The organism is Gordonia sp. L191 (genome assembly GCF_030077625.1).
GTDB classification, from domain to species: Bacteria; Actinomycetota; Actinomycetes; order Mycobacteriales; family Mycobacteriaceae; genus Gordonia; species Gordonia polyisoprenivorans_A.
Map to the genome: position 1 here is coordinate 3883309 of NZ_CP125996.1, position 25046 is coordinate 3908354.

The following is a 25046-nucleotide window of genomic DNA, read 5'->3' on the forward strand; positions in this document are numbered from 1 at the left end:
TGTGGATGACGCCGAGGTGCCGGACGGCCGGTTGTCGGTTGGATGAATGACGGGGTCGGCGGGGTTCAGTCGGGGTTGCGCAATGCGGGCTGTGGGTCGAAACCAGCTGTGGCGCAAGGGGTCTCGAGGCTCGTCGCTTTCGCTCCTCGCACCTCGACCACCGATCCAAAGGAACCACCGCTACCGAAAGCTTGACCACCGACCCAAACGGAATCGACGGTCCGGAACCACCGACCAACACCAGTCACCAGGCGTGTGTCGCTCCATGCTCTTCGTACCAGGCGATCAGCGAGTAGTCGTCGACCGATCGTGGATCGATGTCGACCGACCGGCCGGCGAGGACCGAGGTGACCGGCACCTCGAGTTTCTTGCCGGTGCGGGTGTGCGGAATGGCCGGGGCGACGATGAGCTCGTCGGGCACGTGGCGTGGCGAGAGCCGGGACCGGATCTCGCTGACCACCCGAGTGCGCAGGTCGTCGTCGAGTTCGGCTCCGGGGACGAGGGTGACGAACAGCGGCATCCAGTACGCGCCGTCGGGGCCGTCGACGCCCAGGACGAACGCCTCGGCGATCTCGTCGATGCTCTCGACCACCTCGTAGATGTCGGCAGATCCCATCCGGATGCCGTGTCGGTTCAACGTGGCGTCGCTGCGGCCGTGGATGATCAGCGATCCCCGGTCGGTGACGGTCACCCAGTCGCCGTGTCGCCAGACCGGCGTCGTCGGCCCGACCGAGCTCCATTCGTGCTCGAAATAGGCGGCACGATAACGAGATCCGTCGGGGTCGTTCCAGAATCCGACCGGCATCGACGGCATCGGGGTGGTGATCACCATCTCGCCCACCTCGTCGATCACCGGGGTGCAGTCCGGTGCCCAACTCTGCAGCGCGACACCGAGATAGCGGACCGACAATTCCCCCGGAACCACCGGTTCGCCGACCGAGCCGCCGGCGAAGGCGGTCACCACATCGGTGCCACCACTGATCGAGGACACCGGGAGTCCGTGTGCCACATTGTCGTCGATCCACTCGAACAGGTCGCCGGCCAGCGACGACCCCGTGCTACCGATGGTCCGCAGTGCCGACAGATCATGATCGCGCCCGGGCACGAGCCCGGCCTTGCGGGAGGCCTGCAGCTGTCCGGGGCTGGTACCGAAGTAGGTCACCTTCTCCGCGGCGACGATCTGCCACAACCGATCTGCGTCGGGGTACAGCGGAGAACCGCTGTAGCAGACGATCGTCGAGCCGCACAGCAGACCGGCAACCTGGAAGTTCCACATCATCCAGCTCAGCGCCGTCTGCCAGAAGAACACGTCGGACTCGTCGAGATCGGCATGAAGCGCAGCAGCTTTGAGATGTTCGACGACGACCCCGCCGTGGCCGTGCACGATGCCCTTGGGCCGACCGGTGGTACCGGAACTGAACAACACCCACAGCGGATGATCGAACGCCACCGGCACCGGCTTCGCAGTGGCCGCACCGCTGATGGCGCTCGCGTAGGACAGAACCCGCGGACCCGATTCCGGGCGGTGGTCGGTTCCGCCGACCACGATGTGCCCGGTGAGCTCGGGCAGCGCTGCGGCGAGCTCGGCACTGTCGGCGGTCTTGTCGATGTCCTTGCCGTTGTAGCGATATCCGTCGGCGGAGAACAACACCTTGGGATGCAACTGCCCGAGCCGGGCCGACGCCCCCTCGGGGGCGTAATCCTGCCCGCACCCCGACCAGATCGCACCGAGCGACGCGGTCGCGAGGAACGCGATGACCGCCTCGGGGACGTCGGGCAGGTACGCGGCCACCACATCGCCGGCGCCGACCCCGAGATCGGTCAGGGTCGCCGCCAGCGCCCCGACCATCTGCGGTAGCTCCGACCATGCGATCGCCGTCCGGTCACCACTCTCGCCGATACCGACGACAGCTGCACGATCGGCGGCCGCTCCGGTCTCGACCGCGCGGGCGTGCCGCAACACCTGATCGACGTAGTTCAGCCGAATCTCGGAAAACCAACGCGCGCCGGGCATGTCGGCCGAGGCCAGCACCGCGGCATCACCGGCCGCGAGCGGCCCGGCGATCTCGGAGAGCTCGAAGAACTCCCACAACGACCGCCAGAACGCGGCCGGCTCGCTCGTCGACCACGCCCACAACGCCGGATAGCCGGACACGTCGATGCCGTGTTGCCGTGAGACCGCGTCGACGAATCGAGCCATCTGCGAACGCTTGTCGGTGGTGATCACCGACCCGACGCCATCGGTCATCGCAGCGTTCCGAGGATCTCGATGGACTCCTCGCGCATCTGGACCTTGCGGACCTTGCCGGTCACCGTCATCGGGAACTCCTTGACCACGTGGACGAAACGCGGGATCTTGTGGCGGGCGATCTTGCCGGTCGCGAACTCGCGGACGTCGTCGGCGGAGAGTTCGGATGCGCCGTCACGCAGCTGAATCCACGCCATGAGCTCCTCTCCGTACTTCTCGTCGGGGACACCGATCACCTGCGCATCGAGGATGTCGGGGTGGGTGTAGAGGAATTCCTCGATCTCGCGGGGGTAGATGTTCTCCCCACCGCGGATCACCATGTCCTTGATGCGCCCGGTGATCCGGACGTATCCGTTGGGATCCATCACCGCGAGATCACCGGTCCGCATCCACGGTGAGCCCTGCGGATCGGTCGGTTCGGGGATGAGTACCTCGGCCGACTTGTCCGGCTGATTCCAGTAGCCACTCATCACGCTGTAACCGCGAGTGCAGAATTCACCGGTCTCGCCGCGTCGCAACGTCTCTCCGGTGAGCGGGTCGATCACCTTGATCTCCAGATGCGGACCAACCCGACCGACGGTGCCGACCCGCAGTTCCAGCGGATCGTCCATGCGGGTCTGTGTCGACACCGGTGAGGTCTCGGTCATGCCGTAGCAGATCGACACCTGCCCCATGTGCATACGGTCGACCACCTGGCGCATGACGTGTTCCGGACACGGCGAGCCCGCCATGATGCCGGTACGCAGCGTCGACAGATCGAATTCGGCACCCGAATCGAGCAGGGCGAGTTCGGCGATGAACATCGTCGGCACGCCGTAAAGGCTCGTGCACCGGTACTCGGCGACGGCGCGCAGGGCGGCTTCGGGATCGAAGGTCGGCGACGGGATCACCATGGTCGCACCATGACTGGTGGCAGCCAGATTGCCCATCACCATGCCGAAGCAGTGATAGAACGGCACCGGAATGCAGATCCGGTCGTCGGCACTGTAGTCGAGGAGCTCGCCCACCAGGTACCCGTTGTTGCCGATGTTGCGGTGCGAGAGCGTCGCACCTTTCGGGAATCCCGTTGTCCCCGAGGTGTACTGGATGTTGATCGGGTCATCGGCGGTGAGCCCGGCGGCCCGATCGGCAACCGCGGAGAGTTCGTCCGCGGTGGGTGGCGCGGTGAGCTCGGCCCACTGCGAACTCTCGAACAGCACGACCTCGCGCAGGTCGGGCGCGGCCGGACGAGCGGCGGCGAGCATGCCCGCGTAGTCGGAGTCCTTGTACCGTTCGGCTGCCACCACCACACTGGTGCCCGATTGCGTGAGCGCGTACTCGATCTCGTGCTGGCGATATGCGGGATTGAGGTTGACCAGGATCGCACCGATCTCGGCCGTCGCATACTGGGTCAGCACCCATTCGGCCCGGTTGGGCGACCACAGGCCGACCCGATCTCCTGCGGCGACTCCGAGTCTGCACAGTCCGGCGGCGAGCGCGAGGACGTCGCGGCGGAACTCGGCGTAGGTCCACTGGGCGCCGGTCGGGGCGTCGATGAGGGCCATCCGGTCACCGTGGAGTTCGGTGATGCGCGCCAGCGTCGCCCCGATCGTCTCGGTCAGCAGCGGCGGCGCAGCGTCGCCCCGGGCGAAGCTGCGCTCGGAGTCGTCTCGCGTGGAAGCCGATTCGGTCATGGTGATCACTTTCCTCCGATGTGGCGGGAACTTACGTGGTCGGTGCGGGGGAACTCTCGGTGCTCGACATCTCCGAGGCGGCCGCACGCGAGAGGACGGCCTCGGCCTGGCGGAACACCGGGCCGTCGATCATCTGTCCGTCGATGCTGAACACGCCGCCACCGAATTCGGCGGCTCCGTCGATCACCCGTCGCGCCCACTGCACTTCCGCGTCGCTCGGCGAGTAGCCGGCGCGGATGATGTCGACCTGGGAAGGATGGATGCAGGCGGTGGCGGCGTATCCGAGTGCGACGGCGTCGGTCACCTCGTCACGAAGCCCGTCGATATCGCGGAAGTCGATGTGCACGGAATCGACGGCGAACTTGCCGTTGGCCGCCGCCGCGAGTCGCACCGCCGAACGCGCGTAACGCGCCACATCGCGATAGGTACCCGAGCGCGGCTCGTCCGGGCCGAATCGGCTGGACTTGCCGCCGAGCCCGGCGACGAGATCCTCGGCGCCCCACATCAGTCCGATGCAGTTGACGCTGGCCGCGATGTCGTTGACGCGCACCACCCCGGTCGGGGTCTCGACCAGTGCGATGGTCTGCAACGCGGTCTCGGTGATCGACTCCGCCGTCTCCGCCTTGGCCTGCATGACGACCCGGTAGTTGGTGTCCGCGAGCGCGGCGAGGTCGCGCCGGTAGTCACCGGTGCCGGCCGGATTGATCCGCACCACGGTCCGATCGGGGTCGAGCGGGTGGGCGATCAGCGCCTCCCGTGCGGCGACCCGATTCTCCGGGGCGACGGCGTCCTCGAGATCGAGAATGACCACATCGGCACGGTCAGCGGCCTTCTGGTAGCGCTCGGGTCGATCCGCAGGACAGAACAGCATCGCAGGTCCTGCGGGCGCCCATGCATTTCCGAACGATTCCGCCACTGGCAAGGTCATGATCTCCTTCGACTCCTTCGTCGTCGCTACGCTGACTTCTCGACGCCCTTCTCGGACTCAGGTCGGGGACGACTCCGTCGGGCGCCTGCGTACCAGTGTCGCGCGTGCCGCCCTCGCGACGATCACCCCGTCCTGGTTGCGGCCGATGTGGGTGAGGTGCACCACCCCCTCACCGGGCCGCGACCTGGACTCGCGTTTGCCCGTGCACTCGGTCGCGGCGTAGAGGGTGTCACCGGCGAACAGCGGTGCGGGAAAAGCGACTTCGGAGAAACCGAGATTGGCCACCAGGGTGCCCTGGGTGAGCTGCGCGACGGACAAGCCGACGATCGTGGAGAGGGTGAACATCGAATTGATCAGTCGCTGCCCACCGAATCCGGGTTGCGTCGCCGACCACGCCGCATCGAGATGCAACGCCTGGGTGTTCATCGTCAGCGTGGTGAACAGGACGTTGTCGGCCTCGGTGACGGTGCGGCCCGGTCGGTGCTCGTAGATCGTGCCCTCGGCGAACTCCTCGAACCACAGTCCGCGCTGCACCACCCGGACCGGCGACGACGTCGCTTCGGTGGTCTCACTCATGAGAAGCCCAGCTCGCGGGCGATCAGCATGAGCTGGACCTCGGTGGTGCCCTCACCGATCTCGAGGATCTTCGAGTCGCGGTAATGGCGGGCCACCGGATATTCGTTCATGAAGCCGTATCCACCGTGGATCTGGGTGGCCATGCGCGCATTGTCCATCGCGGCTTCGCTGGCGATCATCTTGGCGATGGAGGCTTCCTTCTTGAAGGGTTTGCCCGCCAACATCTTTGCCGCCGCGTCGTAGTAGGCGGTGCGCGCGACGTGGGCGCGCGCCTCCATCCGGGCAATCGCGAATGACACCGACTGGTACTCACCGATCGGTTTGCCGAAGGACTGACGTTCCTTGGCGTATTTCACGCTCTCGTCGACGCATCCCTGTGCGACGCCGGTGGCCAGTGCGGCGATCGCGATCCGCCCCTCGTCGAGGATCGACAGGAAGTTCGCGTAACCGCGGCCGCGCTCGCCGAGGAGGTTCTCCTTGGGGACCCGGACGTCGGTGAAGGTCAGCGGATGGGTGTCGGAGGCATTCCACCCGACCTTGTTGTAGGCCGGCTCGGCGACGAAACCGGGTGTGCCCGAGGGCACGACGATCGTCGAGATCTCCTTGCGGCCGCCGTCTTTCACACCGGTCACGGCGGTGACGGTGACCAGCGAGGTGATGTCGGTGCCGGAGTTGGTGATGAATTGCTTGGCGCCGTTGATGATCCACGAGTCCCCGTCGTCCCGCGCGGTGGTGGCGGTGGCACCGGCATCCGATCCGGCGCCGGGTTCGGTGAGCCCGAAGCCGGCCAGCGCCCGGCCTGCGGTCAGATCCGGGAGCCACCGCTCCTTCTGCTCGGGGGTGCCGTACTTGTGGATCGGCATGGCGCCCAGGCTGACCCCCGCCTCGAGGGTGATGGCCACCGACTGGTCGATCTTGCCGAGTTCCTCCAGCGCCAGTGCGAGCGCGAAGTAGTCGCCACCCATGCCGCCCTCCTCCTCGGGGAAGGGCAGGCCGAACAACCCCATCTTGCCCATCTGGGCAATCACGTCGTACGGGAAGCTGTGCTCGGCATCGTGTTTCGCCGAGACCGGGGCGACGACCGATTGCGCGAAGTCGCGCACGGTGGCAATGAGATCGGTGTATTCCTGTGTCAGTTCCATGGGCGGGAGTCCTTTTCGTGCGTCACGTCTGCGAGCTTGGTCATGCGGCGTCGGGAGTGGGGGCCGGGCTGTCGATGTGGGCGAGTTGCTGACCGGCGGAGACTTTGTCGCCCACGGCGACCGAGACGGTGGCGGTCCCGTCGATCGGTGCGGTCAGGGTGTGTTCCATCTTCATCGCCTCGACCACCACGATCGCGGTGCCCGCACCGACCTCGTCGCCGGTGGCGGCTGATACCGCGACGACGGTGCCGGGCATCGGGCTGACGATGGTGCCTGCTGTTTGCCCGGCGTCGGCGTCGAGGACGGTGCGGGTCAGTTCGACGATCCACGTGCCCGCGGGACCGGAGGCCCACCACTGGTCGCCGATCTCGGCGAGCGACCACTGCTGACTGATGCCATCGACGATCAGCCGTGCGGTCCGGCCGCTCGTGGTGGCGTGCTGGGCAAGGTATTCCACGTGCGCGGTCCACGGCTGTGCCGTGTTCTCTTCCGCGCCAGTCTCGTCCGCGCCAGTCTCGTCCGCGGCCGGGGCGCCCTCGTCGGGATCGGGTGTGGTGGTGATGGTGACGTCGGCGGTGATCCAGCGTTCGTCGGCGCCGTGGACCCCGGCCGACACCTCGCGGCGGTGGGTGCCTGCACTGAGCCTGCTGACGACCGGCGCGTGGGCGCCGAGCCGGAAACCGACCTGACTGTCCCACACGTCGTCGGCGCGCCGGTTGCCGACTCGGGCGAGACCGACCAGCGCCAGCGCCTCCGGAACGGGTTCGGGCGCAGCGTAGTCGGCGGCCAGCCGGTCGAGCAGCTCGGTGTCGAGGCGAGCCTCGCGCACCTCCGGCCGGGCCAGCACGAAGCGGCAGAAGTCGATGTTGGTGACCACACCGAGGACACGGGTCTCACTCAGCGCGTGGTCGAGACGTTCGATGGCCTCCGCGCGATCGCCGCCGTGGGCGATCACCTTGGCCAGCATCGGGTCGTAGTCGCTGCCGACGACGAGGCCCGGCAGCATCGCCGAATCCACCCGCACCCCTTGGCCGGCCGCGGTGTCGGGCTCGGCGAGCGAGACGATCTCGCCGCCGGTCGGCAAGAAGCCGTTGGCGGGATCCTCGGCATACACGCGGGCCTCGATCGCATGCCCGACCAGCGTCACGTCCTCCTGCGCGATCGTGAGCACCTCGCCCCGTGCGACGCGAATCTGCTGTTCCACCAGATCGATTCCGGTGACCATCTCGGTCACCGGGTGCTCGACCTGCAGTCGGGTGTTCATCTCCATGAAGAAGAACTCGTCGGGTCGGTGGGCGGACACGATGAACTCGACCGTCCCCGCACCCGTGTAGCCGACGCTACGGGCGGCATCGCACGCGGCCTGTCCGATCCGCTCCCGCGTCGCGGCATCGAGCAACGCCGACGGCGCCTCCTCGATGACCTTCTGATGACGGCGCTGCAGCGAGCACTCGCGCTCGCCGAGATGGATGACGTGGCCATGGGTGTCGGCGAGAACCTGCACCTCGATGTGGCGCGGGGTGTCGACGAAGTGCTCGAGGAACAGCGCGTCGTCACCGAAGGCCGCCGACGCCTCCCGCCGGGCCCTGGCCAGCGCGTCGGGCAGGGCGTCGGGGTGCTCAACCCGGTGCATGCCCTTGCCGCCGCCGCCCGCACTCGGCTTGATCAGCACCGGGAAGCCGATTTCCGGTGCGGCGGCGATGAGATCGTCATCGGTCAGTCCGGGCCGCGACAACCCGGGTACCACCGGCACCCCGCGTTCGGTGACCGCCGCGCGTGCGGTGATCTTGTCGCCCATCGTCGCGATCGCCGATGCCGGCGGTCCGATGAAGGCGATGCCGGCCTTGGCCAGCGCGTCGGCGAATTGTTGGTTCTCCGAGAGGAACCCGTAGCCCGGGTGCACGGCGTCGGCACCGGTGGCCTGCGCGGCGCGCACGACCGCGGCGATGTCGAGATAGTTGCCTACCGAGCGCGTTTCTCCCGGGGCCACCAGCGATCCCAGATGCACGGCGGTGTCGGCCTCGCGGACGTGGCGGGCGTGCGCGTCGGGGTCGGTGTAGATGGCGACGCTACGCAGGCCCAACCGACGCAGCGTCGCGATGACCCGGCAGGCGATCTCGCCGCGATTGGCGACGAGAACGGTCCGGATGGGCGTCGCCACGGCGGCCGCGGGGTCGGCCGATTCCGTGGTCGGCGTGGACGGTGTTGCGCTGAAACGGATGTCAGAAGTCGTGGTCATGTGTCTAGCCCTCACATCCGGAAGACGCCGTAGCGCGGTTCGGTCAGCGGCGCGTACCGGCACGCCTCGAGCGCCAGTCCGAGCACGGTACGGGTGTCGGCGGGATCGATGATGCCGTCGTCCCACAGGCGCGCGGTCGAGTAGTAGGCGTCGGATTGTTGCTCGAACTGCTCCCGGATGGGTTGTTTGAAGGTCTCCTCCTCGTCGGTCGACCATTCGCCGCCGGAGCGTTCGATCTGGTTGCGGCGCACGGTGGCCAGGGTGTCGGCGGCCTGCGGACCTCCCATCACCGAGATCCGCGCGTTGGGCCAGCTCCACAGGAACCGAGGCGAGTAGGCGCGGCCGCACATCGAGTAGTTACCGGCCCCGAAGGAGCCGCCGATCATCACCGTCAGCTTGGGTACCCGGGCACAGGCGACAGCGTTGACCATCTTGGCGCCGTTCTTGGCGATTCCGCCCTCCTCGTAGGCGCGTCCCACCATGAAGCCGGTGATGTTCTGCAAGAAGATCAGCGGTATGCGTCGCTGGTCGCACAGTTCGATGAAATGTGCTCCCTTGAGCGCGGATTCGCTGAACAGCACGCCGTTGTTGGCGATGATGCCGACCGGATGACCGTGCAGATGCGCGAACGCGGTGACCAGGGTGGTGCCGTAGTTGGCCTTGAATTCGGTGAATTCGCCTGCGTCGAACAGGATCTCGATCACCGAACGCACGTCGTAGGGGGTGCGCGGATCGGTGGGCACGACGTCGTAGATGTCGGTCTGCGGTCGTGTCGAGGGCCGGGCGGCGGTCAGCTCCCACTGCGCGGGGTCGCGAGGACCGAGGGTGGCGACGATCTCGCGTACCTTCGCCAGGGCCTGCTCGTCGTTGTCGACGAGGTGGTCGGTCACCCCGGAGACCGACGAGTGCATCGCGCCGCCACCGAGATCCTCGGCCGACACGTCTTCTCCGGTGGCCGCTTTCACCAGCGGCGGGCCGGCCAGGAAGATGGTGCCCTGGTTGCGCACGATCACGGTCTCGTCACTCATCGCCGGCACGTAGGCGCCGCCGGCCGTCGACGAACCCAGGACCGCCGAGATCTGCGGGATACCCGCGGCGCTCATGGTGGCCTGGTTGAAGAAGATGCGACCGAAGTGCTCACGGTCGGGGAACACCTCGTCCTGTTGCAGCAGCATCGCGCCACCGGAGTCGACGAGGTAGATGCAGGGCAGGCGGTTGGCCGCGGCGATCTCCTGGGCGCGCAGATGCTTCTTGACGGTCATCGGGTAGTACGTGCCGCCCGAGACCGTCGCGTCGTTGGCGATGATCATGCATTCGCGCCCGGCGATCCGCCCGACCCCGGCGACGACCCCCGCCGAGGGGACCTTGCCCTCGTACATGGCGTGCGCGGCAAGCGGGGCCACCTCGAGGAACGGCGAACCGACGTCGAGCAGGCCGTCGACGCGGTCGCGCGGGAGGAGCTTGCCGCGCGAGACATGCCGTTCGCGGGCCCGTTCGCCACCGCCGCGCGCGGCCGTGGCGAGGGCCTGCCGCAGGGCGGTGACGTTGGTCAGGTGCTCGTCGCGCGACGTGGACCGGTTCTGCGGTGCGGTCTGCGCCGGGCTGGTGACTGTGGAACCCACCGACCCACCTTTCAGTTAGTGACAATTAACTGAACTCACTGTAACGCACCCGCCTGCGCGGTGTCACGCAGATGCCATTGTCGCAGCCGACGTGACGACGATCACGATTTTTCGTATCGTGATGGTGAGCCCACCACCCACGGGCCACAAGCACCTGCGTCTCCCCACCCATGGGAGTCGCGCGCCACAACTACAGAAGGCCAGGTAGAACCCATGACCCTCGCCCCGCATGCCCCCGCGACCAGCGGTCTCGAAGACCGCTACGTCCGTGAATCGGGCACCGTCTTCCTCGGCGGCATCGCCGCCCTCGTCCGCATGGTGCGCGATCGAGCGCTCGTCGATCGCCGCATGAACCAGCGCACCGCGTCCTTCATCTCCGGATACGAGGGCTCTCCACTCGCCGGTTACGACCTCGAACTCGCCAAGCGTCGCGCACTGCTCGAGCCCCTCGACATCGTTCATCGCCCCGGCCTCAACGAGGAGCTCGCCGCGACCTCGGTGATGGGGTCGCAGGTGGCCGCCCAGGTGACCGGACTCGCCCCCGACAACGCCGGCAAACCCCGCTCGGGCGTGGTCGGTTACTGGTACGGCAAGGCCCCGGGCCTCGATCGCGCCTCCGACGCACTGCGGCACGCGAACATCATCGGCACCCACCCCGACGGCGGCGCGGTCGCCCTCGTCGGCGACGACCCCGGCGCGAAGAGTTCGACCGTGCCGTGCGCCTCGGAGATGGCACTGGCCGACCTCTACATTCCGATCCTGTATCCGGCGGACTCCCAGGACATCCTCGACCTCGGTGTCCACGCCGCCCACCTGAGCCGCGTCAGCGGGCTCTGGACGTCGCTGAAGATCTCCGCACACGTCGCCGACGGCGCCTCGACGGTGCAGCTCGACCCCACCCGCATCACCCCCGAATACGGCGGCCTCGGACGTAGCCCGCACGTTCCCTCGGGGCGTCTTCTCGGCGCGAATCTGATGGAGCTCGAACAGAATCAGCTCACCATCCGGATGCCGCGCGCCCACGAGTACGCCCGCCTCAACGGCCTGAATCGGATCACCGTGCGCTCGAGCGACGATCGCATCGGCATCGTCGCCGCGGGCAAGACCTACCTCGACGTGCGCGAGGCCCTGCACCTGATGGGTCTGACCGAGGCGGATCTCAATCGCCTCGGAATCCGCATCCTCAAGCTCGGCATGGTGTACCCGCTCGAGCAGGACATCCTGCGGCGCTTCATCACCGACACCGCATCGGGACGCCTCGACGAGGTGATCGTCGTCGAGGAGAAGCGCGACTTCATCGAAACGATGATGCGCGACATCCTGTTCCGCGACCCCATCGCCCCGCACATCGTCGGCAAGGTCAACGAGGACGGGTCCACACTGTTCTCGCGCTTCGGCGAACTCGACGTCGACGCGGTCACCCGGGGTCTGGCCATGCGGTTGGCGCGACACCATCACGTCGACGCCGCAATCGACTGGCTCGACCGCAGCAGCCGCCGGCGCACACGGATCGAACTGCCACTGGCCGTGCGGACCCCGTACTTCTGTTCCGGATGCCCCCACAACAGTTCGACGCACGTGGCGGAGAACACCCTCGTCGGCGCCGGAATCGGTTGCCACGCGATGGTTCTGCTGATGGATCCACACCAGGTGGGCGATGTCGCCGGGGTCACGCAGATGGGCGGTGAGGGCGCGCAGTGGCTGGGCATGGCGCCGTTCGTCGAGGCCGATCATTTCGTGCAGAACATCGGCGACGGCACCTTCACCCACTCCGGGTCACTGGCCATCCGCGCGGCGGTGGCCGCGGGCGCGAACATCACCTACAAGTTGCTCTACAACGGTACGGTCGCCATGACCGGCGGCCAGGACCCGGTCGGCGGCTTCAGCCTGACCGAGATCACGAATCTGCTTCTCGCCGAGGGTGTCGGGCGCATCGTCATCACCTCCGACGACCCGTCGCGCACCAAGGCCAACGGCTTGCCGTCCGGGGTGAGCGTGCGTGATCGCTCCGAACTCGCCGACGTTCAGCGCGAACTGGCGGCCGTCGAGGGTGTGACAGTCCTGATCCACGATCAGGCGTGCGCCGCGGAGAAGCGCCGCAAGCGCAAGCGCGGCACCCTGGACACCCCGACCACTCGGGTGATGATCAACGAACGCATCTGCGAGGGTTGCGGTGACTGCGGCGAGAAGTCCAATTGTCTTTCGGTGCATCCTGTTCCGACGGAGTTCGGGCGCAAGACCCGCATCGATCAGAGTTCGTGCAACCTCGACTACTCATGCCTGAAGGGCGACTGCCCGTCGTTCGTCACCGTCACCCCCGGAACCACCGACCGCACACAGAACGCGACGGCCGCCGAACTCGCCGCCGACTCCTTGCCGCGGCCGACGGTCACTCGGACACTGACGGGTCCGGGCACCGATGTGGCGACGCTGCGGATCACGGGCATCGGCGGAACCGGCGTGGTCACCATCTCCCAGATCCTAGCGACCGCAGCCACTCTCGACGGCCACGCCGCGCGCACCGTCGACATGACGGGGCTGGCCCAGAAGGGTGGCGCGGTGGTCAGCGACGTGAAGATCTCCAACCGGCCGATCGAGCTGGCCGCCAAGGTGGCCTCCGGGACGTGCGACCTGTACCTCGCGTGCGATTCACTGGTGGCCGCCGACGCGGTCAACCTCAAGGTGACCGCCCCGGATCGGACCACCGCCGTGGTATCGACCACGCGTATCCCGACAGGTTCGATGGTCGTCGACACCTCGGTCGGATTCCCGTCGGACGCACAGATCCACGACGTGATCGACTCGCGGGTGGCCCGCGCGGTCTACCTCGATCCGGGGGCACTGTCGACAGAGCTGTTCGGTCACGAGCAGTACGCCAACATGCTCGCGGTGGGCGCCGCCTATCAGGCCGGAGCGCTGCCGATCAGTGCCGAATCCGTGGAACGCGCAATCACTCTCAACGGCGTCGCCGTGGCCGCCAACACCCAGGCATTCCGCCGGGGGCGTCAGGTCGTGGCCGACCCGGAGGCCGTGCGCGCCGAGATCGCACGGCTGCATCCGGCGACGACCGCACCCGAACCGAGCGTGTGGGCCCAGGAGCGGGTGGCCGCTCTCGGCGGCATCGACGGCGAGTTGGCGCACACCATCGCGGTGCGCGTCGACGATCTCGTCGGTTACGCCGACGAGCGTTACGCCCGTGAGTATCTCGACGCCGTCGCACGAGTACATCGCAGCAGCGCGGGCGACGAGTTGACCGACGCGGTGGCTCGCAATCTGTACAAACTCATGGCGTACAAGGACGAGTACGAGGTGGCTCGGCTCACCGCCGACCCGACGTTTGCCGCGCAGGTCGCCGACCAGTACGGCGCCGACGCGAAGGTCGCGGTGCGTCTGCACCCGCCGACCCTGCGGGCCATGGGCATGAAGGAGAAGATGTCGCTCGGCGCGTGGGCCAAGCCCGGCCTCGGCACCTTGGCGAAGATGAAGCGGTTGCGCGGCACCCGCCTCGATCCCTTCGGCTACAACGAGATCCGCCGGACCGAACGCGCCCTCATCGGCGAGTACCGTTCACTGGTCGATTCGATCGTCGCCGCCTGGGAGTCGGGTTCGGTGACACCGCAACACTATTCGTCACTGGTCGAGCTTGCGGCCCTGCCGGACATGGTTCGCGGCTACGAAGGAATCAAGATGGCCAACGTCGCGCGCTACCGCGAGGCCGTCGCCCAGATGCGTTCCACCCTCGAACTGTAACCCCATCGGCCACGGGCGCCCCTCGCTGCTGCGAGGGGCGCCCGTGGCGTCTGCATCTCCTCCCTGCCCGTTCCGTCTGCATCTCCTCCCTGCCCGACAGCCGAGCACCCTTCCTCCGATGGTCGAGGTGCGAGCCGCGTGCGGCGAGCCTCGAGACCCGGTGAGACAACAGAGTTCCCAACCACATCCGCCGTCCGCGAGCCGAACTCGCAGACGCCCCAGCTACACCAGCCGCGTCCGCAAAGTGAAGCCGCGAACTCATCACTCCCGACGGCCGGGACCCTACCCTCGATGGTCGAGCAACCCGCCCTACCCGACCGTCGAGAACTCTTTCCCCCTCCGATGGTCGAGGTGCACGGCGCCCCAGGCGCCGGGCCTCGAGACCCGGCGAGACAACAAGCCCCCCAACCACATCGAAACCGAAACGAGCGAAAGCCGCGCCCCTACCACACCCCACCGACAGAAAATCGGCGCCGAAACACGTTGTCCACAAACAGAATTCACCAAGACACCCCTTGCGTCGAACACTCTGGCGAGGTACACTGGAGCCATCACACCGATCAGCCACCAGGGAGGGGCCCATGATCGACTCCATTACCATTCTTGACGCGGAATCTGTTGACGCCGAAGCAGTCTTCGCCACCATCGTCACCCAACTCAGCGACCTGCAATGGAATCCGGACATGACCGGACCCCAAGCTTTCGCTGCAATGAAGCAAGTCCTCCTGCTGCGAAACCTGGTTGATCACCACGCCACCACCCTCACCGGCGAAATAGATCGGTTAGGGGTGGCCGACCACAAAACCACCCGACTACGAGAACTGTTGATCAGCATGGGCTTCGCACCCGCCGTCGCAGGTCGGTACGTGCGTATCTCGGCCACCAGCGACATTGACCTGTTGTTGGCGCATGCCGCGGACGGGTCCATCTCCTCCGAACACACCGACGCCATCGTCCGCGGACTGGCGCACATCGACACCCGCTCCCCCGAACCCCTCGACACCGTCCACCGGTGTGAATACCTGCGGAAACTGCTGTCCCACTACTTCGCCGGATTCACCCCCGCCGAGATCAACCTCTACGCACGGCAGCTGGGTAACGAGTTGGCGGCCGACACACCTGGCGGGTTACCAGCGGCGGAGGACAAGCGAATCAACTCCTACACCGACCGCATCACCGACGACGGACGGCTGGAAATCTCAGCAAACCTCGACATCATCGCCGGCGAGAAAACCCGCACCCTGATGGAAACCTTGTCGGCTCCCAAGCCGCAGCCCGATGGGTCGCCCGATCCGCGGACGCCCGAACAGATCTGTGCCGCCGCGTTCGAAACGATCGTCGAACTCGCGGCACAAGGACTTGCGGACACCACCTTCTCGACGAAACCCACCAACGGGTTGTTGTGGACGTGGCCGGCCGACAACCCGGCCCTCGGTGGGGACCTGCAGAACATGGGTCCGATCACCGAAGCCACCGCCAAGTTGTTGTCGTGTGACACCACCATCACCAAAATCATCCTCAACACCGACGGCGTACCCCTCGACGTCGGACTCAAAGAACGCTTCTTCACCCCCGGACAACGCAAAGCCTTACTCGTGCGGGACCGCGGGTGCATCAAATGCGGAACACACGCCGGACGCTGCCAAGCACACCACGTGCAGCACTGGGCCGATGGCGGGCCCACCGACCTCGACAACGGCTGTCTGCTCTGCACCAGCTGCCACGACGACGTGCACCACCACGGCTGGGACATCATCATGGGATTCGACCGACACCCCTGGCTGATCCCACCCGCCACTGTAGACCCGGAACGACAACCGATACCGTCGTATCACCGCCGGACCATGCGACTCGACGACGCAGCAGCCTGACCTACGCTGCCCCACTACCTGATTCCCCCGCACCCGGCCTGGCCGGGACCGCGTCTGTTGTTTGAGAATTCCATAGTGAAAACCCCACCCGATGGTCGAGGTGTTCGAGCGTCCGTGGCCCGGAATCTCTTCGGCACAAGGGGTCTCGAGGCTCGTCGCTGGCGCTCCTCGGCACCTCGACCATCGGGGTGAGAAGGGCATCGGGGTGAGAAGACACGGGACGGGAAGGCGTCAGCATCCTTCGAGAGCATCGTCACCCTCCGCTGGTCGAGGTGCGAGCCGCGTGCGGTGAGCCTCGAGACCACCTGAGCCGGAGCTGGATTCGGGCTCAGATCACCGTTCGACGCAGCGGCTTGCGAAATCGATGATCTCCCCCGCTACTTCGTCGCGGATCTCAGGCTCGTTGTGAACCTCGTGGCGGAAACCGGTGTAGACGCGTGTCCGGACGTCCGGATGTCCGGTGAGCGCAAGCTGATTGGCCACATGGTAGGCACCTTCACCGAAGTTGGTGACCGGGTCGCCGTCGCCGGCGAGGATCAACACCGGAAGATCAGGACGTATCGACCGGTACCAGTCGGCAGCGTTGGCGGTGTCGTAGAGGTCCACGAATCCGCGGAGGAACCGTACCGACATAGGGGCACCGAATTTGTTCAGCGGGTCGACGGCGTGATCGCGCACGACGTCGGGGTCGCGGGCCACCCACGCCGTCGGGCCGGATCCCGGCTCGTAGCGGGAGATGAACCCGTCGAACATCGACACCACGTACGCCTCGGACGCCGGCGCAGCAGTATCGGTCTCGGCGGCGAGAGCCTGACGGTCGAGCAGATTCTCGATGCCGTGAATCCCTGCGGCGATACCACACAGAATCAGCCCGTCGACCTGATCACTGTCCCCACTCACCAGTCCGCGCGCGATCATCGACCCCCACGAGTGCCCGAAGATCACATACGGCAGATCGGGATGACGTTCGCGCACAATCGAACGAAGGGAGCGTTCGTCCTCCACGACCACGTGATCGGCGCGATCACCGGCGTCGGCCCAGATGCCCGACGACATCGCCGACTGGCCGTGCCCGGCGTGATCGTCGGCCGCCACGACGAACCCCGCATCCAGCAACCGGGTGATCAGCGGGAGATAACGCCGCGAGTGTTCGCCCAGACCATGGATCAGCTGGATGATGCCCCGGGCCGGACGCACCGGCTCGTAGATCCACCCGTAGATCGTGTCCCGTTGATTGCTCGAGGTGAACTCGACTTCGCGGAGTGACATCGTTGGCTCCTTCAGCGCGTGATCGGTGACGTCGTAACGCTAACAGCGTCGCCGAATGCGCCCGGCGAAATCGCGAAGCCGCCGGACAGCGACAGCTGCGACAGAACGAGATCCTGAAAGAGCGACATCCAGAGAGCATGACTTGCTCCGCTTCCGCACTGGTCAGCATGTGGTTACCGACCGATCCTGAAGTGACCGGGTGTTACCCGGATCACAACAGCCGGTCGGTTCGGTGAACGCTCCGAGCCGATTGAACAGACAGGAAGCCGTCATGGACGTATCCGCACCGAAAGAACCACTCCGCAGGATTCTCGTATTCGGGGCAAACAATCACATCGGCGGACCGTGCGCCGAACTCATCGCCCGCACAGCACAGGCCACCGCACTGCGAGTGGTCACGAGCAAACCCGAAGTGGTGCCCGTCCTCCAGGAGAAGTTTCCGACAGCCGAGGTTGTGCTCGCCGACTACCTGGATCTCCCCAGCCTGCTCGGCGCATTCGACGATGTCGACGGATGTTTTGTTGTCACACCGGATTTCATGGACGAAGAGACCGCGATGACCAACATCGTCGCGGCGGCGCGGCATCATGGCCGACTGCGGCACATGGTTCGCCTCGTCGCCGACCCCATCGGCATGACCCTCGGCCGGGTTCCCAAGGCACTCATCGAGTTCGACGGTGGAGGTACCGCAGTCCAGCACCTCAAGGCCAAGGCCGTCCTCGACCGCAGCGGCCTGCCGATCACCTACATCAACAACGCGGCGTACTTCATGGACAACTTCTTGACCTTCTTCGCGGCGCCGATCCAGCAGCACCGCAAACTCGTCGTCCCCCGCAATCGTCGTATGGCCTTTCTGGACACCACCGACACCGGCGAGTGCGCGGCCTCGATCCTCCTGTCCGACAACGCCCGTCACATCGGCCAGATCTATCACCTCGACAACGGCCACGATGTGATGCGATTCGACGAGGTCGCCCGCCTCGCCGCCGACGTGCTCGGCGTCCCCATCGAGTACGACGGAACCGACGAAGCATTCGAACGCTACTGCGGTGACGGGCTGCGGGCGTACATCGGAACCGATGACGCCGTGGAGTACTACCTCCACTACTTCCAGTTCGAACAGGACAATGAGACGGTCTGGCGCAAGTCCGACATCGTCGAATACCTCACCGGCCGACCTGCCCGCCACCTCGACGAATGGCTCGCCGCCAACCGCGACGCCGTGCTCGGTCAGGTAGTCGCGGTCTGAACCCGCGAGTGGGACCCACAGCTCTAGGGTTCCGACGGATCGGCCAGAACAGACAGTGCTGCCTCCAGGTTCAAGCGGTCCGCATCGATCGAGACTCCCAGGATGCGGGCCGCTCGTCTGAGTCGATAGGCCACCGTCTTCTCGTGAAGGTGGAGCGCCGCGCCGGCGGCGGCCTTGTTGCCTCCGCATGCGAAGTAGCATTGCAATGTTTGGCGCAGACGGCTCGCCTCGATGTCCGGAGCGGCCAGCGGTCCCAGGACAACTCGGGCGAATCGCTGCGCACGCTCGTCGTCGGCCAACAGCGTGGTGCACAGAGCGACGTCACGAAACGTCACCGCCCGGGCCGGGCCACCGATCCGGACCACCGCACGCAAGGTGTCCGTCGCCTCACGTCCGACCCGCTCGAATCCCCTTGCACCCGAATCCGCATCCGACACCGCCAAGAAGCCCTGCCCGGGCTCGGATGCACACTCACCCACCACGAGATCCCGATCGGGCGGTCCCTCGTTCGACACCCAGAGAATGTCGGCGCCGTCGATGTCGGCCACATCGATCACCCGGGTCCCGGGCAGCCGCCGCCGTATGCGGTCCCCGACCCGCCGAAGTCGCTGCGCACGGCCGAGCCCCGAGCAGGCGATCGCCATGTGATGACCATTTATCGGGTGATCGAGCAGATCGAGGTCGACGCTCTCGCCATGCATCAGCGCCGTGAGCACGATCTGAGTGCGGTGTCCCGAGCGGACGGCTTCGAGCACGCGCTCGTCCCACCGGACGGTCAAGCACTGCACCACATGATCGAGATACTCACTGAGGTGCCGGCTCGCAGGAAGTATCAAGCGCGACAACAACTCCCGGTCCTTGATCACCCCGTCGGCATAACCGAGGAAACACTCCCAAGTCATCGCGGCACCGAGCTGATACATCCTGATCAATTCCGGCAGGCCCGCCGGATCGCTGGCGATCTGGTCGACGAGTTCGATCGCACCGTCGGGCGGCCCCACCGAGGCGGGCGGCACATCGTAGGCCAACGTCGACAGGAAGGTTCCGACATTGGCACACGTCGATCTGACGAGCGCAGCGAAGTACTCAGACGTCTCGTCCACCGGCGCGTGACCGCTGCGGGTGAGCACTGCGCGACTGACGTCCACAGCGATGGAGTCGACATCGGCCGTCATCGCGTGTGCCACCCTGCGCATACCGATCGACAATGCGGCCTGCTGATCGCCGGGCGCCCCGACACTCACCGGAGGGCCTCCTGCCCGACGGGCATCATGAGCTGTCAGACCACCGCGTTGAGGACCACAGTCGGCTCGTCGTCACCGGCATGACGACCGTGGGCCTGTGCCTGCGCGCGGATCTCGTCCTCCTGCGCCATCGATTCACGGATCGCGCGCTGGGCGTTCTCCGGCAACGACGGCAACAACTCCAACACCCGCTGACGATGCCGCCCGACCGCCTTGCGCTCGGGCATCCCCGGATTCGGTTGGACCTGCGGAATGATCTCGGTGAAATCCTCCTTCGTGCCACCACCGGAAATCCCGGCCGCCGCCATCGCCGCCTCCTGAGCCACCAGAGCCTCGTCCTTCTCCTCCGACATACCGATCGGACCAAACCGATCACCGGAAAGGAACTGCTTGACCACCGGCTGCTCCGAGGTCAACAACTGCTCCCGCGGACCGAACATCACCAACTCCTTGCGGAACAACATCCCGATATTGTCCGGAATCGTCCGAGCGATGTTGATGTTGTGCGTCACGATCAGGATCGTCGCATCGATCTGCGCATTGATATCAATCAACAACTGCGAAATATAGGCGGTACGCACCGGATCCAAACCCGAGTCCGGCTCATCACACAAGATGATCTGCGGATCCAACACCAACGCCCGCGCCAACCCGGCACGCTTACGCATACCACCAGAGATCTCACCCGGCAGCTTGTCCTCCGCACCGGCCAGACCGACCAAGTCGATCTTCTCCATCACGATGTCGCGAACCTCGTTCTCCTTCTTCTTCGTGTGCTCACGAAGCGGGAACGCGATGTTGTCATACAAACTCATCGACCCGAACAACGCACCATCCTGGAACAACACACCGAACAACTTGCGGATCTCATACAGTTCCTTGGCCGAACACTGGGTGATATCGGTGCCATCGATGATCACCGACCCCTGCTCCGGATGCAGCAAACCGATCAACGTCTTCAAAAACACCGACTTACCGGTACCCGACGGACCCAACAACGCCGACACCTCACCCTCCGGCAAGGTCAACGACACATCACGCCAAATATTCTGCGAACCAAACGACTTCGTCAGATTCGCCACACTCACCTCGACACCCATGGTCTACCTCGACTCCCTCTCTGCGGATCGTCGTCCCTCGCGGAGTCTCACACTCCGGCCTGATCGGTCGAGAACTTCTGGCGCAGCGGCCCTTTCACCAGCTTTCCGGTTGGGGTCCGCGGTAGGTCATCGACGAAATGGAACTCCCGAGGCACCTTGTACCCCGCGAGATGTTCTCGGACGAAGGCCTGCAATCGCTGTGCCACGTCGTCGTCGCCGACGACGCCCGGCGCCGTCTTCACCGCCGCCAGCACACGTTCGCCGTACTCCGGATCGGGCACACCGACCACCGCGACATCGTCGACGTCGGGGTGCAGGGCCAGGCAGTTCTCGATCTCCTGCGGGTAGATGTTGACGCCGCCTGAGATGATCGTGAAGGCCTTGCGGTCGTTGAGGAACAGGTAGCCATCGTCATCGACATAGCCGATGTCGCCGGTCGTGGTCCACGTCGGATGCTCGGGGTGCTGCGCCGACGCCGTCTTCTTCGGATCGTTGTGATAGCTGAACGGCAACGCGTCGCGTTCGAAGTACACCGTGCCCGATTCCCCCACCGGCAGTTCGACGCCCTCGTCGGAACAGATGTGCAGCACACCGAGTTTCGCCTGTCCGACGGTGCCGGGTTTGGTCTGCCATTCGACCGGATTCACCATGGTGATGCCGTTGGCCTCGGTCGAGGAGTAGTACTCGTGCAGGATCGGACCGAACCAGTCCATCATCGCCTTCTTGACCTCCGGCGGACACGGCGCGGCCGCGTGCACCGCGTGCGTCAGGCTCGACACGTCGTAGCGTTCACGCACCTGCGCCGGCAACCGCAACATGCGGACGAAATGCGTGGGCACCCACTGGGTGTGGGTGACCCGATACCGCTCGATGAGCTCGAGGCACTGCTGTGCGTCGAACTTCTTGACGGTGATCACGGTGCCGCCGAGGCTCTGCGTGATCATCCCGAAACGCAGCGGGGCTGCGTGATACAGGGGTGCCGGTGAGAAGTACACGGTGTCCTGACCCATCTGATAGGTGCCACCGAACACCATCACGTAGGGGTCACCCGGATCGCCGACCTGCCGGTCGGGCAGCGGCGGCTTGACGCCCTTGGGTCGTCCCGTCGTCCCGGAGCTGTAGAGCATGTCGTTGCCGCGCCGCTGATGACCGGGTGCCTCGGGCGACCCGCCCGCCACGAACTCCGCGTAGTCGCCGAATCCCTCGATCGACTCGCCACGCTCCCCGTCGCCGACTCGCGGATCGAAGGACAGTGCGATCTCCAGGCTCGCGCACTCGGCCCGGGCCGCCGCGGCCGCCTCGGCGAGGTCCGCCGACGCGACGAGCGCACGCGCGCCGCAGTCGTTGACGATGTAGGCGATCTCGCCGGGCGACAGATGCGTGTTGACCGGCGTGAGATACAGCCCGCTGCGCAAACAGGCCCAGTACACGACGAACACCTCGACGGCGTTGGTGCTCAGCAACGCGACCACGTCACCGTCGACGAAACCGGCGGCGCGCAGCGCGTTGGCCAACTGCGTCGATTGACGCTCGAGTTCGGCGTAGGTGAGAGCATCGCCGGTGTCACCGACGATGATCGCCGGCTTGTCGGCAGTACGTGCCGCGTGAATTGCTGGATACATGTCTTCCTTCTGTCGTGGATGGGTTATGTGATTGACAACACACATTGGTAGAGTCTTCTAGATGCACCACATCGTCAGAGCGAAGGCGTCCACCTCCTCTGACGCAGGACCGCTGGTGGATTCGCGTGAGATCCTGGCAGCACTGCGTGAGCACGTGGAGGACGCCGACCGGAACCTGATTCCGGTGAAACGCCTTCTCCAGCAGGCATGGTCGGATCTCGCGTCCGTACTCGACACCGAACTCGGCGAACTGTCGCCAGAGCTGAGCTCCCGCCTGGCCAAACTCCAGTCCGTGGACCGACTGCTCGTCGACCGCCTCGACGAACGCACCGGCGTCGCCGCACGCCTTGCCGACGCGGTGTCGCAACTCGAAGCCGCGCCGTGCAGCACCGAGGAAATCGTCACCCTCGCCCCGCAACTGATCTGCGAGCTCGGTTTTCACCGCGCGATCATCTCGCGGGTCGATGGTCGCCTCTGGACCTCCGAATGCGCCTACGTTCCCGATGAACCCGATTGGGCCGAGGCGATCGCCCAGGCCGGCCGCCAGAATCCCCAGACGCTGGGACCCCAGATCCACGAAACCGAGATCGTGCGCCGCCGGGAGGGCCTGCTCGTCACCGACGTGCAGGACGACGTCCGGGTGAATCGCCCGATTGCCGAGGTCTCGTTGTCCCGGTCGTACGTTGCGGCCCCCATCGTGTCCGAGGGGCGGGTCGTCGGCCTGCTGCACGCCGACAAGTACCAACAGAGCGGCGACGTCACCGGTGAGGATTGTCAACTGCTCATGGGGTTCGCCCAGAGCCTGCGCCTCGCGCTCAGCCGCGCCCGGATGAGCGAGGAACTCGCCACCCTGCGCACCGGACTGCAGTCGATCACCGACGCCATCGGCCAGACCGCCGACGAGGCGCACACCGTTTCCGTGCGCCGCAGCCTCACCCCCGATTACGACGAGCCGGTGTTCGCCGACACCCCGAACCCGGCCGCGCCGCGCGCCTCCCGCTCGCGTCGCATCGCCGACGCCGGACTGACCGCGCGCGAACTCGAGGTCCTCGCGCTGCTGGCCCAGGGACGCACCAACGGCGCCATCGCGCGTGAGCTGGTGATCTCCGAGGGCACCGTCAAGCAGCACGTCAAGCACGTTCTGCGAAAGCTGCAGGCTGCCAATCGATCCGAGGCGACCGCGTTCTGGTTCAACGAGAACGGACAGTGACCGCGGAGTCCGAGACGGGCTCCGCGGTCGCAGCCGCTCAGCAGTGACCGGCACCGAACGCCACCCCATCCGCCCACGACGACCGCTTCGACACCAGTCGCCGGTACTTCATGATGAGGTCCGGGCGGCCGATGGTCAGGACGCCGGCGAGTGTGTCCGCCTCGCGGTAGAGCACCACGGTTCCGCCGGTCTTGTCGACCCGGTGTTGCACCAGGAGTTCGTCGGTGTGTGGCACCCCGACGAACTGCAACCGCACCCCGTACCAGTCCGACCAGAAGTACGGCACGGTCTGATAGGCGGTGAGATCGCCGTCCGACAGGGCATTGCGTGCCGCCAGCGCGCCCTGTTCGACCGCGCTGGTCCAGTGTTCGAGTCGCATGCGGCGGTCGAACAATCCGTTGGGCCAATGGGCGACGTCGCCGGCCGCCCACACGCCCGGAATCGGTGTCCCGTCGACTCCCAATGCGGCCAGATATTCGTCGCACTCCACGCCACCGTCGCGATCATTGAGTGCAACACCGGAATCGGCGAGCCACTGGGTTGATGGAATCGCGCCGACGCCGACGACCACGAGGTCGGCGTCGAGCACTCGACCGTCGGAGAGCACCACGCCCGTCACCCGGGATTCCCCGGTCTGGAGAGCCCCATCCTGGACAATCCCGGTCTGGAAACCCTCCACCCCCACGCCGAGGATCAGCTCGGTTCCGTTGGCGGCGTGCAGATCTGCGCACAGGGCACCGCCCTCGACGCCGAGTGACCGCGTCAGCGGCGCCGGGGCGGCCTCGACAATCGTCGCCGAGAGTCCCAATTTCCTTGCCGCCGAGGCGACCTCGGCGCCGATGAATCCGGCGCCGACCACCACGACGCGCGACGAGGACCGCAGGGCCCGCCAGATCGACTGGGTGTCGGCGTAGGTGCGCACCGTGTGGATCCCACCGACGCCGTCGCTTCCGGGAAGCCGGCGCGCATGCGCGCCGACCGCGATGATCAGTGCGTCGTAACCGATGTCGCCGGCCGCGGTCGCCAGTTTGCGCGACTCGACGTCGAGGCCCACCGCCGGCGCACCGGTGCGGACCTCGACACCGAGTTCGTCGACCAGGAACTCGCGTTCACGCAACTCCGGAATGGCCGGTTCGTCCGGTCCCATCAGGAGTTCCTTGGACAGTGGCGGCCGGTCGTAGGGCAGGTGTTCCTCGGCTCCGACCAGGGTCAAAGCGCCCAGGTACCCCTCACGCCGCGCGGACTCGCAGGCACGAATGCCTGCGAGTCCGGCACCCACCACCACGAGGTGATCGATACTCAC

Annotated in this window: 16 protein-coding genes; 4 read left to right on the top strand and 12 right to left on the bottom strand. The window is 66.2% G+C overall.

What is annotated here, in order from left to right:
- Nucleotides 1-244 precede the first annotated feature (244 nt).
- The 7 genes from QNM97_RS17580 to QNM97_RS17610 all read right to left on the bottom strand — a co-directional run bounded on the left by QNM97_RS17580 (nt 245) and on the right by QNM97_RS17610 (nt 10428).
- A complete protein-coding gene (locus tag QNM97_RS17580) occupies nt 245-2248 on the bottom strand; it encodes an acetoacetate--CoA ligase (protein ID WP_283819603.1) in 2004 nt (667 codons plus the stop codon).
- Complete coding sequence (locus QNM97_RS17585) at nt 2245-3921, bottom strand: AMP-binding protein (protein ID WP_283819604.1); 1677 nt, start codon at nt 3919-3921, stop codon at nt 2245-2247. The genes QNM97_RS17580 and QNM97_RS17585 overlap by 4 nt, the downstream gene beginning before the upstream one ends.
- A gap of 31 nt (nt 3922-3952) precedes the next feature.
- On the bottom strand, nt 3953-4849 hold the full coding sequence (locus QNM97_RS17590) for an HpcH/HpaI aldolase/citrate lyase family protein (protein ID WP_283819605.1): 897 nt from the start codon (nt 4847-4849) through the stop codon (nt 3953-3955).
- Nucleotides 4850-4906: 57 nt separating this feature from the next.
- Entirely contained in the window at nt 4907-5425 is a 519-nt protein-coding gene (locus QNM97_RS17595) for a MaoC family dehydratase (RefSeq protein ID WP_283819606.1), read from the bottom strand.
- Nucleotides 5422-6567 (bottom strand): acyl-CoA dehydrogenase family protein, encoded by a 1146-nt coding sequence (locus QNM97_RS17600; protein WP_283819607.1) that lies wholly within the window; start codon nt 6565-6567, stop codon nt 5422-5424. Before QNM97_RS17600 ends, QNM97_RS17595 begins: the two co-directional genes overlap by 4 nt.
- Before the next feature lie 40 nt (nt 6568-6607).
- Nucleotides 6608-8728: an acetyl/propionyl/methylcrotonyl-CoA carboxylase subunit alpha gene (locus tag QNM97_RS17605; RefSeq protein WP_283823241.1), complete on the bottom strand. Its 2121-nt coding sequence runs from the start codon at nt 8726-8728 to the stop codon at nt 6608-6610.
- 89 nt (nt 8729-8817) lie between these two features.
- Entirely contained in the window at nt 8818-10428 is a 1611-nt protein-coding gene (locus tag QNM97_RS17610; RefSeq protein ID WP_502874935.1) for a carboxyl transferase domain-containing protein, read from the bottom strand.
- Nucleotides 10429-10641: 213 nt separating this feature from the next.
- On the opposite strand from QNM97_RS17610, the gene QNM97_RS17615 reads away from it, so the two are divergent.
- Together QNM97_RS17615 and QNM97_RS17620 are read left to right on the top strand one after the other, a co-directional pair.
- Complete coding sequence (locus tag QNM97_RS17615; protein ID WP_283819608.1) at nt 10642-14178, top strand: indolepyruvate ferredoxin oxidoreductase family protein; 3537 nt, start codon at nt 10642-10644, stop codon at nt 14176-14178.
- A 581-nt stretch (nt 14179-14759) separates the two neighbouring features.
- Nucleotides 14760-16049, top strand: a complete 1290-nt coding sequence (locus QNM97_RS17620; RefSeq protein WP_283819609.1) for an HNH endonuclease — start codon at nt 14760-14762, stop codon at nt 16047-16049.
- Nucleotides 16050-16382: 333 nt separating this feature from the next.
- Here the strand turns inward: QNM97_RS17620 and QNM97_RS17625 are convergent, their stop codons facing one another.
- Nucleotides 16383-17318 carry an alpha/beta fold hydrolase gene (locus tag QNM97_RS17625; protein WP_283819610.1) on the bottom strand — a complete coding sequence of 312 codons (936 nt, stop codon included), beginning with the start codon at nt 17316-17318 and terminating at the stop codon, nt 16383-16385.
- A 271-nt stretch (nt 17319-17589) separates the two neighbouring features.
- On the opposite strand from QNM97_RS17625, the gene QNM97_RS17630 reads away from it, so the two are divergent.
- Nucleotides 17590-18567, top strand: coding sequence for an NmrA family NAD(P)-binding protein (locus QNM97_RS17630; protein WP_283819611.1), 978 nt, complete (start codon nt 17590-17592; stop codon nt 18565-18567).
- A 23-nt stretch (nt 18568-18590) separates the two neighbouring features.
- On the opposite strand, the gene QNM97_RS17635 is transcribed toward QNM97_RS17630, so the two are convergent.
- The 3 genes from QNM97_RS17635 to QNM97_RS17645 are packed head-to-tail and all read right to left on the bottom strand — an operon-like array spanning nt 18591 to nt 22533.
- Nucleotides 18591-19811 (bottom strand): PucR family transcriptional regulator, encoded by a 1221-nt coding sequence (locus QNM97_RS17635; protein WP_283819612.1) that lies wholly within the window; start codon nt 19809-19811, stop codon nt 18591-18593.
- 35 nt (nt 19812-19846) lie between these two features.
- Complete coding sequence (locus QNM97_RS17640; RefSeq protein WP_283819613.1) at nt 19847-20911, bottom strand: ABC transporter ATP-binding protein; 1065 nt, start codon at nt 20909-20911, stop codon at nt 19847-19849.
- 47 nt (nt 20912-20958) lie between these two features.
- Nucleotides 20959-22533 carry an acyl-CoA synthetase gene (locus QNM97_RS17645; protein WP_283819614.1) on the bottom strand — a complete coding sequence of 525 codons (1575 nt, stop codon included), beginning with the start codon at nt 22531-22533 and terminating at the stop codon, nt 20959-20961.
- Nucleotides 22534-22594: 61 nt separating this feature from the next.
- On the opposite strand from QNM97_RS17645, the gene QNM97_RS17650 reads away from it, so the two are divergent.
- A complete protein-coding gene (locus tag QNM97_RS17650; protein ID WP_283819615.1) occupies nt 22595-23743 on the top strand; it encodes a LuxR C-terminal-related transcriptional regulator in 1149 nt (382 codons plus the stop codon).
- 37 nt (nt 23744-23780) lie between these two features.
- Here the strand turns inward: QNM97_RS17650 and QNM97_RS17655 are convergent, their stop codons facing one another.
- Complete coding sequence (locus QNM97_RS17655; RefSeq protein WP_283819616.1) at nt 23781-25046, bottom strand: NAD(P)/FAD-dependent oxidoreductase; 1266 nt, start codon at nt 25044-25046, stop codon at nt 23781-23783.

Excerpts from the sequence above, each read along its gene's own strand:
- QNM97_RS17580 (WP_283819603.1), bottom strand. The coding sequence starts at position 2,248 with ATGACCGATGGCGTCGGGTCGGTGATCACCACCGACAAGCGTTCGCAG.
- QNM97_RS17615 (WP_283819608.1), top strand. The coding sequence starts at position 10,642 with ATGACCCTCGCCCCGCATGCCCCCGCGACCAGCGGTCTCGAAGACCGC.
- QNM97_RS17650 (WP_283819615.1), top strand. The coding sequence starts at position 22,595 with ATGCACCACATCGTCAGAGCGAAGGCGTCCACCTCCTCTGACGCAGGA.
- QNM97_RS17585 (WP_283819604.1), bottom strand. The coding sequence starts at position 3,921 with ATGACCGAATCGGCTTCCACGCGAGACGACTCCGAGCGCAGCTTCGCC.
- QNM97_RS17590 (WP_283819605.1), bottom strand. The coding sequence starts at position 4,849 with ATGACCTTGCCAGTGGCGGAATCGTTCGGAAATGCATGGGCGCCCGCA.
- QNM97_RS17645 (WP_283819614.1), bottom strand. The coding sequence starts at position 22,533 with ATGTATCCAGCAATTCACGCGGCACGTACTGCCGACAAGCCGGCGATC.
- QNM97_RS17620 (WP_283819609.1), top strand. The coding sequence starts at position 14,760 with ATGATCGACTCCATTACCATTCTTGACGCGGAATCTGTTGACGCCGAA.
- QNM97_RS17600 (WP_283819607.1), bottom strand. The coding sequence starts at position 6,567 with ATGGAACTGACACAGGAATACACCGATCTCATTGCCACCGTGCGCGAC.
- QNM97_RS17640 (WP_283819613.1), bottom strand. The coding sequence starts at position 20,911 with ATGGGTGTCGAGGTGAGTGTGGCGAATCTGACGAAGTCGTTTGGTTCG.
- QNM97_RS17625 (WP_283819610.1), bottom strand. The coding sequence starts at position 17,318 with ATGTCACTCCGCGAAGTCGAGTTCACCTCGAGCAATCAACGGGACACG.
- QNM97_RS17595 (WP_283819606.1), bottom strand. The coding sequence starts at position 5,425 with ATGAGTGAGACCACCGAAGCGACGTCGTCGCCGGTCCGGGTGGTGCAG.
- QNM97_RS17630 (WP_283819611.1), top strand. The coding sequence starts at position 17,590 with ATGGACGTATCCGCACCGAAAGAACCACTCCGCAGGATTCTCGTATTC.